This is a genomic window from Comamonas sp. MYb69 (assembly GCF_037479315.1).
Taxonomy (GTDB): Bacteria; Pseudomonadota; Gammaproteobacteria; order Burkholderiales; family Burkholderiaceae_C; genus Comamonas.
In genome coordinates, this window is record NZ_JBBGZG010000006.1 from 98975 (window position 1) to 113935 (window position 14961).

Here is a 14961-nt window from a genome sequence, read left to right on the forward strand (position 1 = left end):
TCAGTGTCCTCCGGTGCCCAGATAGGCCTCAATCACTTTTTCGTCTTTCTGCACCTCGGCCGGGGACCCTTCGGCCAGCCGCTTGCCATAGTCGAGCACCGTCACCCGGTCGCACAGTCCCATCACCAGCTTCACATCATGCTCGATCAGCAAGATGGTGCGGTTGTCCTTGCGGATGCGGTCGATCAGCTCGCGCAGCTGCACCTTCTCGGTCGCATTCATGCCGGCGGCCGGTTCGTCGAGCGCAATCAGCTGCGGGTCGGTGGCCAGCGCGCGGGCAATCTCCAGGCGGCGCTGGTCGCCATAAGACAAGGTGCGCGCCTTGTAATCGGCATAGCGCTCGATGCCCACATAGGCGAGCAGCTCGCGGGCGCGCTCGGCAATGGCCCGCTCCTCGGCCTTGAAGCCCGGCGTGCGAAAGATCGCGCCCAAAAGGCCCGAATGGCTGCGCACATGGCGGCCCACCATCACGTTCTCCAGCGCCGTCATGTCGGAGAACAGACGGATGTTCTGGAACGTGCGTGCAATGCCGGCCTTGGCCACCAGGTGCACGGCCTTGGGCTCATAGGGCTTGCCAGCCAGCTCAAAGCTGCCGCTGTCGGGCGTGTACAGCCCGGTGATCACATTGAAGAACGTGGTTTTGCCCGCACCGTTGGGGCCGATCAGGCCATAGACCTGGCCGCGCTCGATGGTCAGACCCACATCCGAGAGGGCCTGCAAGCCGCCAAAGCGCTTGGAAATACCTGCCACCTTGAGTGCAGGAGCTTGTGTATTCGTCATGCTCGTCTCTCCTGCTCAGTCTTTCTGGATCGCGCTCTTGCCATGCTCGGGTGCGGGCCACAGGCCGCGTGGGCGCAGCAGCATCACGACGATCATCGCCACCGCAATCAACAGCTGGCGCAGGATGGAGGCATCCAGACGGCCATCGGTCATCTGTTGCAGCGGGCCGGCCACATAGCGCAGCACCTCGGGCAGCGCCGACAGCAGCACGGCGCCCAGAATGACGCCGGGGATATGGCCCAGGCCGCCCAGCACCACCATGGCGACGATCATGATCGACTCCATCAGGCTGAAGGACTCGGGCGAGACAAAGCCCTGGAAGCCGGCAAACATCGCGCCGGACACGCCACCGAACGTGGCACCCATGCCAAAGGCCATCAGCTTGAGGTTGCGGGTGTTGATGCCCATGGCCTTGGCAGCAATCTCGTCCTCGCGGATGGCCATCCAGGCGCGGCCAATGCGCGAATCCTGCAGGCGGTAGCAGATCACCACACTGGCCACGACCAGCAGCAGGAACAGGTAGTAGTACAAGGTGACCGACGAGACCGTGTAGCTGCCGATCTCCAGCGGCTTGGCAAAGTCAAAGCCAAAGATCTTGATCGAGTCGATCTGGCCCAGGCCCTTGGGCCCATTGGTGATGTTGACGGGCTGGTCCAGGTTCAGCATGAAGATCCGGATGATCTCGCCAAAACCCAGGGTCACGATGGCCAGGTAGTCCCCGCGCAGCTTGAGCACCGGAAAGCCCAAGATCATCCCCGCTATCGCCGCCAGCAACGCGGCGAGCGGTATCACCAGCCAGATGGAGGTGTGCAGGCCATTGGGGAACATGGCCTTGAAGCCTTCAAAGGTCTCGGCCAGGTGGGGCGAGGCCATCAGGCCCAGCATATAGGCGCCCACCGCGTAGAAGGCCACATAGCCCAGGTCCAGCAGGCCGGCAAAGCCCACGACGATGTTCAGGCCCAGGGCCAGCAGGACATAGAGCAGTGCCAGGTCGGCGATGCGCACCCAGGCGTTGCCAAAGGACTGCAGGATCAGCGGCAATACCAGCAGCGCAATCGCGCCCACAATGAACTGTGCTTTGTTGTTCTTCATGCTGTTCCCCTTAAGCCCGATCGGCCACCCGCTCACCCAGCAAGCCCGAGGGGCGCAGCGTCAGCACGATGATCAGCACGATGAACGAGAAGATATCGACATACTGGCTGCCCAGCACGCCACCGGTGAGCTGGCCGATGTAGCCCGCGCCAATGGCTTCGACCAGGCCCAGGATCATCGCACCCACCACGGCGCCGGCCAGGTTGCCGATACCGCCAAACACGGCCGCAATAAAGGCCTTGAGGCCGGGCAAAAAGCCCATGGTGTGCTGCGCCGTGCCGTAGTTCGAGGCCCAGAGCACGCCGGCAATCGCCGCCAGCACTGCACCGATCACAAAGGTGGCCGAGATCACCATGTCGGGCTTGATGCCCATCAGCGCCGCCACGCGGGGGTTCTCTGCCGTGGCCCGCATCGCGCGGCCCAGGCGGGTGTAGTTCACCAGGTACATCAATACCGCCAGCACCACCGCCGTCACGCCCAGCACCAGGATCTGGGTCGGCGTGATCACCGCGCCGGCCAGGTCGAAGGGCTCCATCGGCAGCAAGGTCGGATAGGGCTTGTAGTTGGGCTTCCAGATGATCATCGCCAAGGTCTGCAGCAGGATCGACATGCCGATTGCGGTGATCAGCGGCGCCAGGCGCGGGCTGTTGCGCAGCGGCCGGTAGGCCAGCTTCTCGATCGTGAAATTGAGCACCGCCGCCACTACACAGGCAATGAGCGTCGCTATCAGCAAGATGACCCAGCCCGGCGTTCCCGGCATGGCCTCCTGCATCACGCCGATGATGCTCCAGCTGGTCAGCACCCCTATCATCAGCACTTCGCCGTGCGCGAAGTTAATCAATTGAATAATGCCGTACACCATGGTGTAGCCCAAGGCTATCAAAGCGTACATGCTGCCCAATACCAGACCATTAATGATCTGCTGCAGCAAAATATCCATACAACCAACCCTTCAGCTTGGAACCACAACAGCGAAAACTGCATGAAACGGGGGTCTCCCGCGATGCAGCCGCCTCTAACCGCGATAACAGTTTTATGCGGATCGAAACAATTCTATAGACGCGACCTCGGTTTTTTGGCGACTACCCCGCTAGCGCTTTCCCTAGTGACCCATGCGAAAACCGCATGAATACAGGTGACACCGCAGCGATCACCTAGGGAATTTACTAGGTATCGATTCAACGAATCGCCACACACTTTTTACAATTGATGCCGCAAACACAATAATCAAATAAGTGGCTGCGTTTCGCGGCTGGAACACTGGTGTAAATACCTATATCGGCTTTCAGTTGCATAAACAACCAAATAAACGCTGTGCCGACGAGGCATAAAAAAACGCGGCCTGGGCCGCGTTCTACGTAGAGCTGGATCAGCGTTTAGAGCTTGCTGGCCATCTCAGGCACGGCTTCAAACAGATCGGCCACCAGGCCATAGTCGGCCACGCTGAAGATCGGCGCTTCTTCGTCCTTGTTGATCGCCACGATCACCTTGGAGTCCTTCATGCCGGCCAAGTGCTGGATGGCGCCCGAGATGCCCGCTGCCACATACAGCTGGGGCGCGACGATCTTGCCGGTCTGGCCCACTTGCAGGTCGTTGGGCGCGTAGCCCGCGTCCACTGCAGCGCGGCTGGCGCCAATGGCCGCGCCCAGCTTGTCGGCCAGCGGGGTCATCACTTCGTTGAACTTCTCGGCGCTGCCCAGCGCGCGGCCACCGGAGACGATGATCTTGGCGGCCGTGAGTTCCGGGCGGTCGTTCTTGGTCACTTCACGGCCCACAAAGCTGCTCTTGCCGCTGTCAGCGGCGGCTGCCGCGTTCTCGACCGCAGCCGAGCCGCCGGTGGCAGCAGCGGCATCAAAGCCGGTGCCGCGCACGGTGATGACCTTGGTGGCATCGATCGATTGCACGGTGGCAATGGCATTGCCCGCGTAGATGGGGCGCTCGAAGGTGTCGGCGCTCACCACCTTGGTGATGTCGCTGATCTGGGCGACGTCCAGCTTGGCTGCGACGCGTGGGGCGACGTTCTTGCCCGAGGCAGTAGCTGGCGCCAGGATGTGGCTGTAGTTGCCGGCAATGGCCAGCACCTGCGCGGCCAGGTTCTCAGCCAAGCCATCTTTGAGTGCCGGGCCTTCGGCCAGGATGACTTTGGCAACGCCGGCGATCTGGGCTGCGGCCTGGGCTGCAGCTGCAGCCCCTTCGCCCGCTACCAGCACATGCACATCGCCGCCGCAAGCCAGGGCTGCGGTGACGGTGTTGAGCGTGGCGGTCTTGATCGTTTGGTTGTCGTGTTCTGCAATAACGAGAGCGGTCATGTCTATCGTCTTTCCATTCAATGTGTCAGGTGTCGGGTCAAGGTCAGATGACTTTGGCTTCGTTCTTGAGCTTGTCGATCAGGGTGGCCACATCGGGCACCTTCACGCCGGCGCCGCGCTTGGCGGGTTCTTGCACCTTCAAGGTCTTCAGGCGCGGGCTCACGTCCACACCCAGGTCTTCTGGCTTCAACGTGTCGAGCTGCTTTTTCTTGGCCTTCATGATGTTGGGCAAGGTGACGTAGCGTGGCTCGTTCAGACGCAGGTCGGTGGTGATCACGGCGGGCAGGGACAGAGACAGGGTCTCCAGACCTCCGTCCACTTCGCGCGTGACATTGACTTTGTCGCCAGCGACTTCGACCTTGGAGGCGAAGGTGGCCTGGGGCAGATCGCCCAGCGCGGCCAGCATCTGGCCGGTCTGGTTGGCGTCGTCGTCAATGGCTTGCTTGCCGCAGATCACAAGACCCGGCTGCTCTTTGTCGACCAGGGCCTTCAGGAGCTTGGCGACAGCGAGGGGCTGCAGCTCTTCGGCGGTTTCGACCAGGATGGCGCGGTCCGCACCAATGGCCATCGCCGTGCGCAGCGTCTCCTGGCACTGGGTCACACCGCAGCTCACGGCGATGATCTCGGTCACCACGCCCTTTTCCTTCAAACGCACGGCCTCTTCCACCGCGATTTCATCAAAGGGGTTCATCGACATCTTCACATTCGCAATGTCCACTCCCGAGCCATCGCTCTTGACGCGCACCTTGACGTTGTAGTCCACCACGCGTTTGACGGGTACCAGTACTTTCATAGTCTCAGCTTTCTAACAATAAACTCTGGGCCCGCTGCGGCGTCGCTTGCCGCGTGCGGGCCACGGTATCAATCGGGCAAGGTCAGCACGCCTTGCGCCTGGAGTGCTTGCAGTTGCGAATCACTCAAACGCAGCAGATTTTGCAGCACTTCGCGTGTACCTTCACCGAGTGTGGGTGGTGCGCGGCGAATCGGCAGGCGTTGGCCATCCATGCGGATGGGCGGCGCCAGCACGGCGGTCTGGCCGGCCACCGGATGGGGCATGTTCTGCACCAGGCCGGCTTGCTGCACGCGCTCGGAGGTCAGCGCCTCATGCAGGCCCAGCACCTCGCCGCAAGGCACGCCGCAGGCATTGAGCCGCTCGATCAGCAGCGCACGCGGGAAGCTGCGGATGGTCTCGATCATCAGCGGCAGCAAGAGCTTGCGGTCCTTGGCGCGCTCCACATTGGTGGCGTACTTGGGGTTGTCGGCCAGATCGGGGCGCTCGATCACATCGCGGCAGAAGCGCTCGAACTGCGAATTGTTGCCCACCGCAATGATCAGCGGGCCGTCAGCCGCCTCGAACATGCCATAGGGCACGATCGACGGATGGGCATTGCCAAAGCGCTCCGGGTCCTTGCCCATGAACAGCGCATCGAGCCCGTAGTAGCCGGTGATGCTGACGCCGTTGTCAAACAGCGCCATGTCGATCTTGCGGCCCTGGCCGGTGCGCTCGCGGGCAAACAGCGCGGCCAGCACGGCCTGGGCGGCGCTCATGCCGGTCATCAGGTCCACCACGGCCACGCCAAACTTCAGTGGCGGCTGCGATGCCTCGCCGTTCATCGCCATCAAGCCAGCCTCGCCCTGCACCAAAATGTCGTAGCCCGGGCGGGCCGCTTCCTCGGTGTCGGTGGCATAGCCGGTCACGCTGCAATAGATGATGTCCTGCTTCAAGGCCTTCAGTGCCTCGTAGCCCAGGCCCAACTTGTCGGCGCCGCCATGCTTGAAGTTGTGGATCACCACATCGAATTGCGGCAGCAGCTCCAGGATCAGCGCCAGGCCTTCGGGCTTTTGCAGATCCACCGTGATGGACCTCTTGTTGCGGTTCATGCTGTTGTAGTAGGTGGTCTCGGTCTTGCCAATGCGCAGGCCCCAGTCGCGGGTGTCGTCACCCCGCTTGGGGTGCTCGACCTTGATCACCTCGGCCCCCAGGTCGCCCAGCACCTGGCCGCACAGCGGGCCGGCAAAAACACGGGACAGGTCCAGGACCTTGACACCCGCCAGCGGCAGGGCCGCGGCGTTCTCTTGCTCACGCATACTTGTCTCCTCGGATCACCGGGGCGGCCGCAAAACGGGCCCACCCGGCGTCACTTTTTTCGATCCATCTCAGCGGCGCAGCGCCAGGTAGTTGGCGGGGCGCTTTTCCAAAAACGCGGCAATGCCCTCGGCCGATTCCGGTGTGGCCTGTGCCTGCACCATCAGCTCGGCCTCCATGTCCAGCTGCGCTTCCAGGCTGTTGTCGTAGGCGGCGCGGCACAGCGACTTGATGCTGGCCATCGCCTGCAAGGGGCCATCGGCCAGTTGCGCGGCCAGCGCGATGGCCTGGGCCAGCGCATCGCCCGGCTCGGCCAGGCGGTTGACCAGGCCCAGCTGCTGCATGCGCTCGCCGCTGACCCGGTCGCCACTCAGGCACAGCTCGGTCAGCAGCTGGCGCGACAGGTGCTCGGCTAAAAAGGCCGTGGCGCCACCATCGGGCGACAGCCCCACCTTCACATAGGCGACCGAGAACGCCGCATTGCGCGCAGCCACCAACATATCGCAGGCCAGCGCCAGCGACAGGCCGGCACCGGCGGCCGCGCCCTCCACCGCCGCCACGACGGGCTTGGGGCAGTCGCGCAGCGCACGCACCAGGTCATGCAGGCCTTCGAGCAGCTCGCGGCGCTTTTCTGCGGGCTGGTCCCGGCGCGTCGCAATACGGCGCAGATCGCCACCGGAGCAGAAATGCCCGCCCGCACCGGTGAGCACAATGGCACCCACCAGCGGGTCGGTGGCTGCTGCTTTGAGCGCGGCCGTCAGGCCCAGGTAGAAGTCGGGCGACAGCGCATTGCGCGCCGCCTCGTTGTTGTTGGTCAGCACCAGCACGCCGCCTTCGCGGCGCGCCAGCAGCGCGGGGGTGGCGGTGCTGGCGGTCGTCATCAGGCGGCCTTGGCTGCAGCGCGTTCCTGGGCCTGCAGCGCCATGTAGCGCGCCAGGTGGTGGTCCATGTCGCCCAGCTGGTGGTCGATCATGATGATGCGCTTGGCGTAGTGCGCCAGCGGCAGCTCCCAGGTCACGCCAATGCCGCCATGCATCTGGATCGCCTCTTCGGCCATCAAGGTGCCAATCTGGCCCACGCTGTACTTGGCGGCCGACAGCGCTTTTTCACGCTCGAGGTAGTCGGGGTTGTCGATGGCAGCAGCCGCGTTGATGACGGCCGAGCGCGCCTGCTCGGCTTCGAGCAGCAGATCGGCCATGCGGTGCTGCAGCGCCTGAAAGCTGCCGATCGGCACGCCAAACTGCTTGCGGGTGCGCAGGTATTCCAGGGTGTGGTTCTTGGCCACATCCATCGCGCCCAGCGATTCGGCCGCCAGCGCCAGCAGGCCAAAGCCGCAGATGCGTTCGAGCAGCGCATGGCCTTCGCCCAGCTTGCCCAGCAAGGCATCGGCACCGACCTTGACATTGGCCAGTACCAGCTCGGCGGCATGGCCACCATCGATGCGGCCATAGCCCCGGCTGCTGATACCAGCGGCATCGCCCGGCACCAGGAACAGTGAGATGCCCGCCTCATCGCCCACGGCGCCTGCCGTGCGGGCAGAGACCAGCAGCAGCTGCGCCTGGTCGCCAAACAGCACCACGGCCTTGCTGCCGTTCAGCACCCAGCCATCGCCCTCCGTCTGGGCGGTGGTGGCCACGCGGTTCAACTCATAGTGGTTCGCGGGCTCGTCATGCGCCAGCGCGGCAATCGTCTCGCCGCCAATGATGCCTTCGAGCTGCGCCTTTTGCGCCTCGCTGCCGGCCTCGGTCAGCGCGCGGCCTACCAGCAGGGCGCCCAGCAGTGGCTCTGCGACCAGGTGCGTGCCCAGTGCCTCGAACACCACGCTGATATCGACGCCATCGCCACCAAAGCCGCCATCGGCCTCCTTGAACAGCGCGCCAATCGCCCCCAGTTCAGCCAGCTTGGCGTAGGTATCGGCGCTAAAGCCCAGGGCGCCATAGGCGGCCTTGTTGCGGTACTCGGTGCTGTACTGCTCGCTCAGGTAGCGGCCCAGCGCATCGGCCAGCATGCGGCGGTCTTCATCCAGTTGAAAGTTCATAAAAAATCTCCTTATCTAACCATGGCGCTTGCTGAGATCGCAGCGCCTGGAACCTGCAGGGCACAGCTGTGAGACGCCAGCAAGGGCCGCCCCGCAGCATAGGCGTCGTCCCCCTTCCAGGGGGAAGGCGCGCAGCGCCTCAGGGGGTGGCTTATTTCATAGGCCGAGGATCATCTTGGAGATGATGTTGCGCTGAATCTCGTTCGAGCCGCCGAAGATCGACAGCTTGCGGTAGTTGAAATAGGCCGCAGCGGCGGTGGCCGCCTCCTTGGGGCCCACGGGCTCGTCGGCGTATTCGGCAAACTGCGCCTCTTCGATAAAGGGCAGCGCGTACGGTCCCATCGCACGGCGGATCAGCGACAGCAGCTCCTGGCGCACGACGGTGCCCTTGATCTTGAGCATCGAGCTCTCGGCGCCCGGCACACCGCCACCCGCGACCGAGGCGATCACGCGCAGGTTGGTGGTGGCCATGTTCAAAAGCTCGATCTCGACCTTGGCCATGCGGGTGGCAAACTGCGGGTCTTCGATCAGCGGCTTGCCATTGCGCTGCACGCGCTGGGCAATCACCTTGAGCTTTTCCAGCCCGGCCATCGAGAAGCCCACGCCGGCAATGCCGGTGCGCTCATAGGTCAGCAGGTACTTGGCATAGGTCCAGCCCTTGTTCTCCTCGCCCACCAGGTTGTCCAGCGGCACCTTCACATCGGTCAGAAAGACTTCGTTAACTTCCTTGTCGCCATCCAGGGTGCGGATGGGGCGCACTTCGACGCCGGGCTGGTTCATGTCGATCAGCACAAAGCTGATGCCTTGCTGCGACTTCACCTCTTTGTTGGTGCGCACTAGGCAGAACATCATGTTGGCGTGCTGGCCCTGGGTGGTCCAGGTCTTCTGGCCGTTGACGATGTAGTGGTCGCCATGGCGCACAGCCGTGGTCTTGAGCGAGGCCAGGTCGGAGCCGGCCCCCGGCTCGGAGTAACCCTGGCACCACCAGTCATCGCCATTGAGGATGCGCGGCAGCCAGTGGCTCTTCTGCGCCTCGTTGCCGTACTTGATCAGCACCGGACCGAGCATGGACAAGCCAAAGGGCACCAGGCGCGGGCCACCGGCCAGTGCGCATTCGTCGTCAAAAATGAACTTCTGCACCGGCGACCAGCCCGTGCCGCCAAACTCCTGCGGCCAGTGGTAGGCCAGCCAGCCCTTCTTGTTCAGGATGGCATGCCAGTTTTCCTGGTCAAAGCGCGTCAGGCGCTGGCCGGCCTTGACCTTGGCGGCCAGGTCCTGGGGCAGGTTGTCTTTCAGAAACGCACGCACTTCGGCGCGGAACGCTTCTTCTTCGGGACTGAATTGCAAGTCCATGGCTATCTCCTCATTAACGTGGGCAGGCAAGGCCTGCACATCTCAAACTCTGCGCTGCGCGATCTGGGTGATGCCCAGCCAGGAGGCCGCCCCGCAGCGGCGGCGTCGTCCCCGGGGGCAAGGCGCGCAGCGCCTCAGGGGGGTCAGAAAATCTCAAAGAGGCCAGCGGCACCCATGCCACCGCCCACACACATGGTCACCACGCCCCACTTCAGTTTCTCGCCCCGGGCCTTGCGGCGCTGGCCTTCGAGCAGGATGTGGCCGGTCAAGCGCGCGCCGGTCATGCCAAAGGGGTGGCCGATGGAGATCGCGCCGCCGTTGACGTTGAGGCGGTCCATCGGGATGCCCAGCTTGCGCTGGCAGTAGAGCGCCTGCGAGGCAAAGGCTTCGTTCAGTTCCCAGAGGTCGATATCCTGCACCGTCAGGCCGTGGCGTGCCAGCAGCTTGGGCACGGCAAACACCGGGCCAATGCCCATCTCATCGGGCTCGCAGCCGGCAATCGCCAGGCCACGGAAGGCGCCCAGCGGCGCCAGACCCAGCTTGGCGGCTTCCTTGGCTTCCATCAGCACGCAGGCGGCCGAACCATCGGACAGCTGCGAGGCATTGCCGGCGGTGACAAAGTTGCCCGCGCCCTTGACGGGCTCCAACTTGGCCAGACCTTCGAGCGTGGTCGAGGGGCGGTTGCAGTTGTCCATGGTCGCGGTGACGTCCTTGTAGCTGACCTCACCGGTTTCCTTGTTCTTCTCGGCCATGCGCGTGGCGCAGGGCACGATCTCGTTGTCGAAGGTGCCATTGGCCTGCGCCGCTGCGGTGCGCTGCTGGCTTTGCAGCGAGAACGCATCCTGGTCTTCGCGGCTGATGCCGTAGCGCTTGGCCACCACATCGGCGGTGTCGATCATCGCCATGAACAGGTCGGGCTTGTGCTCGACCAGCCAGGGATCGGCATCCGAGGGGTTGGTGTTGCTCGAGCGGATCAGCGAGATGCTCTCGACACCACCGGCCACCATCGCCGGTGCGCCATCGACAATGATGCGGCCGGCTGCAAAGGCAATCGCCTGCAGGCCCGAGGCGCAAAAGCGGTTGACCACGGTGCCGCCCACGCTGATGGGCAGGCCGGCACGCACCGCCGCCTGGCGGCCGATATTGCGGCCGGTCGTCCCTTCGGGGTAGCCGCAGCCCAGCACCACGTCTTCGATCAGCGCCGGGTCGATGCCGGCGCGCTGCACCGCTGCGCTGATGGAAAAGGCCGCCAGCTGCGCACCGGGCGTGACATTGAACTCCCCACGGTGGGATTTGGCCAGCGGCGTACGCGCTGTCGAAACGATGACGGCTTCACGCATGCATGTCTCCTTGGGTCTGAGCGACCGTTGATTGTGATTTTTACGGCCGCCAGCGCTTGTCACCCAAGCGCTAACAGCTATTTTTTATGTAGCAACCCGGGGTTTTGCTGTGCGAAAGCCCCGGGCTGCACTGCCGGCCTCGATGGACCGGATGGCGCGATGCGCTCAGGCCGCCTTGTTCAGGCTCTCGAAGTTCTCGCCCTTGTCCACCAGCTCCACCAAGAGGGGCGATGGCGTCCAGAACAGCGCGTCTTCCTTGGCGAACTCGCGGATGTCGGCCAGGATCTTGTCCAGGCCCACCATGTCGGCCCACTTCATCGGGCCACCCCGGAAGCGCGGGAAGCCATAGCCGTAGAGGAAGGTCACATCCACATCCAGCGGACGCAGCGCAATGCCTTCGCGCACCACATTGGCGCCTTCGTTGACCATCGCGGCCATGTAGCGGCGCATGATCTCGGCATTGCTGAAGCTGCGCGGCGTCACGCCAGCGCGCTGGCGCTCGGCATCCACAATGGCCAGCACTTCGGGGTCTTGCTCGCCCACGCGCGCGCCTTGCGGGTACAGGTAGTAGCCGCGCTGGGTCTTCTGGCCAAACCAGCCCTTCTCGGCAATGCGGTCGGCAATCTGCACATAGCGGGCCTGGGGGTTGCGCGTGGCGGCCTTGCGCTTGCGCGTGGCCCAGCCAATGTCGCCACCGGCCAGGTCGGCGACCTGGAAGGGGCCCATGGGGTAGCCGAACTCGCGCACCGCCTCGTCGATCTGGTAGGGCGAGGCACCGTCTTCGAGCAGGTAGTTGGCCGCCTCGCGGTACACGGCCAGAATGCGGTTGCCGATAAAGCCATCGCAGACGCCGGCGCGCACGGGCACCTTCTTCATGCGGCGGGCCAGCTCGAAAGCAGTGGCCACCACATCGGCGCTCACCTTGGCGGGCACGACGATCTCCAGCAGCTTCATGATGTTGGCGGGGCTGAAGAAGTGCAGACCGATGACATCCTGCGGGCGCGAGATGCTCGCGGCAATCGCATCGATATCCAGGTAGGAGGTGTTGGTGGCAATCACGGCACCGGGCTTGCAGACCTTGTCCAGTTCGGCAAACACGGCCTTCTTGACGCCCATCTCTTCAAACACCGCCTCGATCACCAGGTCCACCTGGGCGAGCGCGGCGTAGTCGGTGCTGCCGCTGTAGCGCGCCATGATGGCGGCCTTTTTCTCGGCCGTCATGCGGCCCTTGGCGATCAGGCCGTCGTAGACCTTTTCCACATTGGCGCGGCCCCGGGCGATGGATTCCGCATCGCGCTCGACCATCACCACCGGCAGGCCGGCATCGAGCGCCGCCACGGTGATGCCGGCGCCCATGGTGCCACCACCCACCACGCCGATGCTGTTCAGGGCGCGCGGTGCCGCGGCCTTGGCTTCGGGGATCTTGGCGGTTTCACGCTCGGCAAAGAAGGCATGGATCAAGCCGGCGCGCTGCGGGCTCTCCAGGCACTGCACAAACAGCTTGCGCTCGTTTTGCATGCCCTGCTCAAACGGCAGGTCCAGCGCGCCTTGCACGCATTCGATGATCTTGCCCGGCGAGAACAGGCCCCGGCTTTTCTTGGCCGACTCGGCCTTGGCCGCATCGAGCTCGGCCTGCGACGCAGCCTTGTCGGCCAGCGCGGTGGCTTCGCGGGTGCGGCGCACCGGGGCGTTTTGCGCCAGCAGTGCGTTGGCGTAAGCCAGGCCGGCCGTGCGGGCATCGCTGCCTGCGGGCTCGACCTGGTCGACCAGGCCCATGGCCAGCGCTTCTTCGGCACTGGCGTGGCGGCCCGAGAGCATCAGATCGAGCGCAGCCTTGACGCCGATCAGGCGCGGGGTGCGCTGCGTGCCACCGGCGCCGGGCAGCAGGCCCAGCTGCACCTCGGGCAGGCCCAGCTTGGCGCCAGAGACGGCCAGGCGGTAGTGGCAGGACAGCGCCACTTCCAGGCCGCCGCCCAGTGCCGGGCCATGGATGGCGGCCACGACGATCTTGTCGCTGTTTTCCAGCTGCACCAGCACATCGGGCAGGCTGGGCGGCATCGCGGGCTTGCCGAACTCACGGATATCGGCACCGGCGATAAAGGCCTTGCCGCTGCCCACCAGCAAGATGGCCTGGACCTGCGCATCGCTGCGCGCCTGGGCCACGGCATCGGCCAGGCCTTGGCGCACGGCCTGGCTCAAGGCGTTGACAGGGGGGTTCTGGATGGTGACGACCAACACCTGCCCTTCGCGGGCGATGTTCACTACAGCGGCGTTCTCAGCGCTCATGCATGTCTCCTGGTAGATCAATCGAAAGCTTGTTTCGAACCATTGTCAGTGCAACTAGGCTTATTTGACAATCACATAGAGGATTGACAGACTGTCAAAAGAATTTGGACAATCGCATCCCATGGACCACAACGCCCTCACCTTGCTGGTGGAAATCATCGACTCCGGCAACCTCAGTCGCGCTGCTGCCAAGCTCAAGATGAGCCGCGCCAATGTCAGCTACCACCTGGGCCAGCTGGAGAAATCGGTGGGCGTGCAGCTGGTGCGCCGCACCACGCGCCGGGTCGAGCCCACCGAGGTGGGCCTGCGCCTGTATGAGCATGGCCGCAGCATCCGCAATGAGTTGGCCGCCGCCAGCGAAACCATCCGCAGCCTGGGCAAGGGCCTGCAAGGCCGGGTCGGGCTGGCGGTGCCCAGCGGCTATGGCCAGCTGGTGATGAGCGACTGGCTGATCGCCTTCAAGCGCCTCTACCCCGACATCGTGCTCGATGTGATCTTTGAGAACCGGGTCGACAACCTGGTGCGCGACGAAGTGGACATTGCGGTGCGCGTGCTGCCCACACCGCCGGACAACCTGGTGGCCCGCCACATGGGCGAGATGAACTATGTGGCCTGCGCCAGCATCGACTATGCCGGCCAGAACATGCTGCCCCAGCAGCCCGAGGACCTGCGCCATGTGCCACTGATCACCAGCGGCGTGGTCGGCAAGCAGCTGCTGGTGCGCGCCTACCAGGGCGAGCTGCGCAAGGAGATCCGGCTCGAGCCCAGCCTTATCTCCGAGCATTTTCCGTTTCTGCGCCAGGGCATCATGGCCGGCCTGGGCGTGGGCATCGTACCCGACTATGTGATCCGCGCCGAGGTCGAGCGCGGCGAGGTCGTCACCACCTTGCGCGACTGGCGGCTGAGCATTTTTGGCAACCACATGTACCTGCTGTGGATGCCCAACCGCCACCAGACCAAGGCCGTGCGCACGATGATCAGCTTTTTGCTCGAGCAGTCGCAGCAGGCCGGCAGCCTGCCTGCGCTGGGCTGAGCGGCGCAGCACCCCCTTCATTCGCATACCAACGCCGAGTCGCCCGCAGCACGCCTGCGTGCGCGACTTGCGCCTTGCAATCAGGTTCCCGTCAGGTAAGCGCCCTTAAGGTGGCGGCGCCTGCGTGCGTGCCCATCCTGGCCAAGAAGCGCGCCGGCATGGAACCACACAGGATTGAACCGAATGAAAATGACAAGAGACATCCATGACATCGTCGGCGGCCTGCTGATGTCAGCAGCAGGCCTGTTCTTTGCGCTCTACGGGCGCGAATACAACTTTGGCAGTGCCGATCGCATGGGGCCGGGCTACTTCCCGGTCGTGCTGGGCTGGCTGCTGTTTGGCCTGGGCCTGCTGCTGGCGATACCCGCCTGGTGGCGCCAGGGCAGCCCCATCGTGCTGCAGTGGGGCAACCTGTTCTGGTCGGTGGCCAGCCTGCTGGCCTTTGCGCTGCTGCTCTACCCGCTGGGCGTGGCACTGGCCGCGCTGGTGGCCAGCCTGGTCGCACTGCTTGCGACCAAGATGAGCCTGCGCACGCGCCTGCTGGTGAGCCTGGCCGTGGCTGCGCTGACCACGGTCATCTTTCCCATTGGTCTACGCATGACGCTGCCCATCTGGCCCTGAGCCCGGCACTGACAAAGGATCTC

Annotated in this window: 13 protein-coding genes; 2 read left to right on the forward strand and 11 right to left on the reverse strand. The window is 64.2% G+C overall.

Features of this window, described 5'->3' with window-relative positions:
* From WH303_RS10300 to WH303_RS10350, 11 genes are all read right to left on the reverse strand, one after another.
* Positions 1 to 780, reverse strand: a complete 780-nt coding sequence (locus tag WH303_RS10300; RefSeq protein WP_021027915.1) for an ABC transporter ATP-binding protein — start codon at positions 778 to 780, stop codon at positions 1 to 3.
* A 15-nt stretch (positions 781 to 795) separates the two neighbouring features.
* Positions 796 to 1872, reverse strand: coding sequence for a branched-chain amino acid ABC transporter permease (locus tag WH303_RS10305; protein ID WP_021027914.1), 1077 nt, complete (start codon positions 1870 to 1872; stop codon positions 796 to 798).
* A gap of 10 nt (positions 1873 to 1882) precedes the next feature.
* Positions 1883 to 2812, reverse strand: coding sequence for a branched-chain amino acid ABC transporter permease (locus WH303_RS10310; protein ID WP_021027913.1), 930 nt, complete (start codon positions 2810 to 2812; stop codon positions 1883 to 1885).
* A 436-nt stretch (positions 2813 to 3248) separates the two neighbouring features.
* Positions 3249 to 4181, reverse strand: a complete 933-nt coding sequence (locus WH303_RS10315; RefSeq protein ID WP_339518316.1) for an electron transfer flavoprotein subunit alpha/FixB family protein — start codon at positions 4179 to 4181, stop codon at positions 3249 to 3251.
* Positions 4182 to 4224: 43 nt separating this feature from the next.
* Positions 4225 to 4974 (reverse strand): electron transfer flavoprotein subunit beta/FixA family protein, encoded by a 750-nt coding sequence (locus WH303_RS10320; protein WP_339518317.1) that lies wholly within the window; start codon positions 4972 to 4974, stop codon positions 4225 to 4227.
* Between the two features lie 68 nt (positions 4975 to 5042).
* On the reverse strand, positions 5043 to 6269 hold the full coding sequence (locus tag WH303_RS10325; protein WP_339518318.1) for a CaiB/BaiF CoA transferase family protein: 1227 nt from the start codon (positions 6267 to 6269) through the stop codon (positions 5043 to 5045).
* Between the two features lie 69 nt (positions 6270 to 6338).
* Positions 6339 to 7148 (reverse strand): oxepin-CoA hydrolase, alternative type, encoded by an 810-nt coding sequence (locus tag WH303_RS10330; RefSeq protein ID WP_312987113.1) that lies wholly within the window; start codon positions 7146 to 7148, stop codon positions 6339 to 6341.
* Positions 7148 to 8305, reverse strand: coding sequence for an acyl-CoA dehydrogenase family protein (locus WH303_RS10335; protein WP_339518320.1), 1158 nt, complete (start codon positions 8303 to 8305; stop codon positions 7148 to 7150). The genes WH303_RS10330 and WH303_RS10335 overlap by 1 nt, the downstream gene beginning before the upstream one ends.
* 156 nt (positions 8306 to 8461) lie before the next feature.
* Positions 8462 to 9658 carry an acyl-CoA dehydrogenase family protein gene (locus WH303_RS10340; RefSeq protein WP_339518321.1) on the reverse strand — a complete coding sequence of 399 codons (1197 nt, stop codon included), beginning with the start codon at positions 9656 to 9658 and terminating at the stop codon, positions 8462 to 8464.
* A gap of 143 nt (positions 9659 to 9801) precedes the next feature.
* Positions 9802 to 10998, reverse strand: a complete 1197-nt coding sequence (locus tag WH303_RS10345) for an acetyl-CoA C-acyltransferase (RefSeq protein ID WP_339518322.1) — start codon at positions 10996 to 10998, stop codon at positions 9802 to 9804.
* A gap of 165 nt (positions 10999 to 11163) precedes the next feature.
* The gene (locus WH303_RS10350) at positions 11164 to 13284 is read right to left on the reverse strand and encodes a 3-hydroxyacyl-CoA dehydrogenase NAD-binding domain-containing protein (RefSeq protein ID WP_339518323.1); all 2121 of its coding nucleotides are present in this window, start codon (positions 13282 to 13284) and stop codon (positions 11164 to 11166) included.
* A gap of 121 nt (positions 13285 to 13405) precedes the next feature.
* Between WH303_RS10350 and WH303_RS10355 the strand changes: the two genes are divergently transcribed.
* Both WH303_RS10355 and WH303_RS10360 read left to right on the forward strand, forming a co-directional pair.
* Positions 13406 to 14317 (forward strand): LysR family transcriptional regulator, encoded by a 912-nt coding sequence (locus tag WH303_RS10355; protein ID WP_312987105.1) that lies wholly within the window; start codon positions 13406 to 13408, stop codon positions 14315 to 14317.
* 183 nt (positions 14318 to 14500) lie between these two features.
* Complete coding sequence (locus WH303_RS10360; protein WP_043339957.1) at positions 14501 to 14938, forward strand: tripartite tricarboxylate transporter TctB family protein; 438 nt, start codon at positions 14501 to 14503, stop codon at positions 14936 to 14938.
* The last annotated feature ends 23 nt before the right edge of the window (positions 14939 to 14961 follow it).

Bases quoted from the DNA above. Each gene is read 5' to 3' on its own strand.
- WH303_RS10300 (WP_021027915.1), bottom strand. From the start codon at position 780: ATGACGAATACACAAGCTCCTGCACTCAAGGTGGCAGGTATTTCCAAG.
- WH303_RS10305 (WP_021027914.1), bottom strand. From the start codon at position 1,872: ATGAAGAACAACAAAGCACAGTTCATTGTGGGCGCGATTGCGCTGCTG.
- WH303_RS10310 (WP_021027913.1), bottom strand. From the start codon at position 2,812: ATGGATATTTTGCTGCAGCAGATCATTAATGGTCTGGTATTGGGCAGC.
- WH303_RS10315 (WP_339518316.1), bottom strand. From the start codon at position 4,181: ATGACCGCTCTCGTTATTGCAGAACACGACAACCAAACGATCAAGACC.
- WH303_RS10320 (WP_339518317.1), bottom strand. From the start codon at position 4,974: ATGAAAGTACTGGTACCCGTCAAACGCGTGGTGGACTACAACGTCAAG.
- WH303_RS10325 (WP_339518318.1), bottom strand. From the start codon at position 6,269: ATGCGTGAGCAAGAGAACGCCGCGGCCCTGCCGCTGGCGGGTGTCAAG.
- WH303_RS10330 (WP_312987113.1), bottom strand. From the start codon at position 7,148: ATGACGACCGCCAGCACCGCCACCCCCGCGCTGCTGGCGCGCCGCGAA.
- WH303_RS10335 (WP_339518320.1), bottom strand. From the start codon at position 8,305: ATGAACTTTCAACTGGATGAAGACCGCCGCATGCTGGCCGATGCGCTG.
- WH303_RS10340 (WP_339518321.1), bottom strand. From the start codon at position 9,658: ATGGACTTGCAATTCAGTCCCGAAGAAGAAGCGTTCCGCGCCGAAGTG.
- WH303_RS10345 (WP_339518322.1), bottom strand. From the start codon at position 10,998: ATGCGTGAAGCCGTCATCGTTTCGACAGCGCGTACGCCGCTGGCCAAA.
- WH303_RS10350 (WP_339518323.1), bottom strand. From the start codon at position 13,284: ATGAGCGCTGAGAACGCCGCTGTAGTGAACATCGCCCGCGAAGGGCAG.
- WH303_RS10355 (WP_312987105.1), top strand. From the start codon at position 13,406: ATGGACCACAACGCCCTCACCTTGCTGGTGGAAATCATCGACTCCGGC.
- WH303_RS10360 (WP_043339957.1), top strand. From the start codon at position 14,501: ATGAAAATGACAAGAGACATCCATGACATCGTCGGCGGCCTGCTGATG.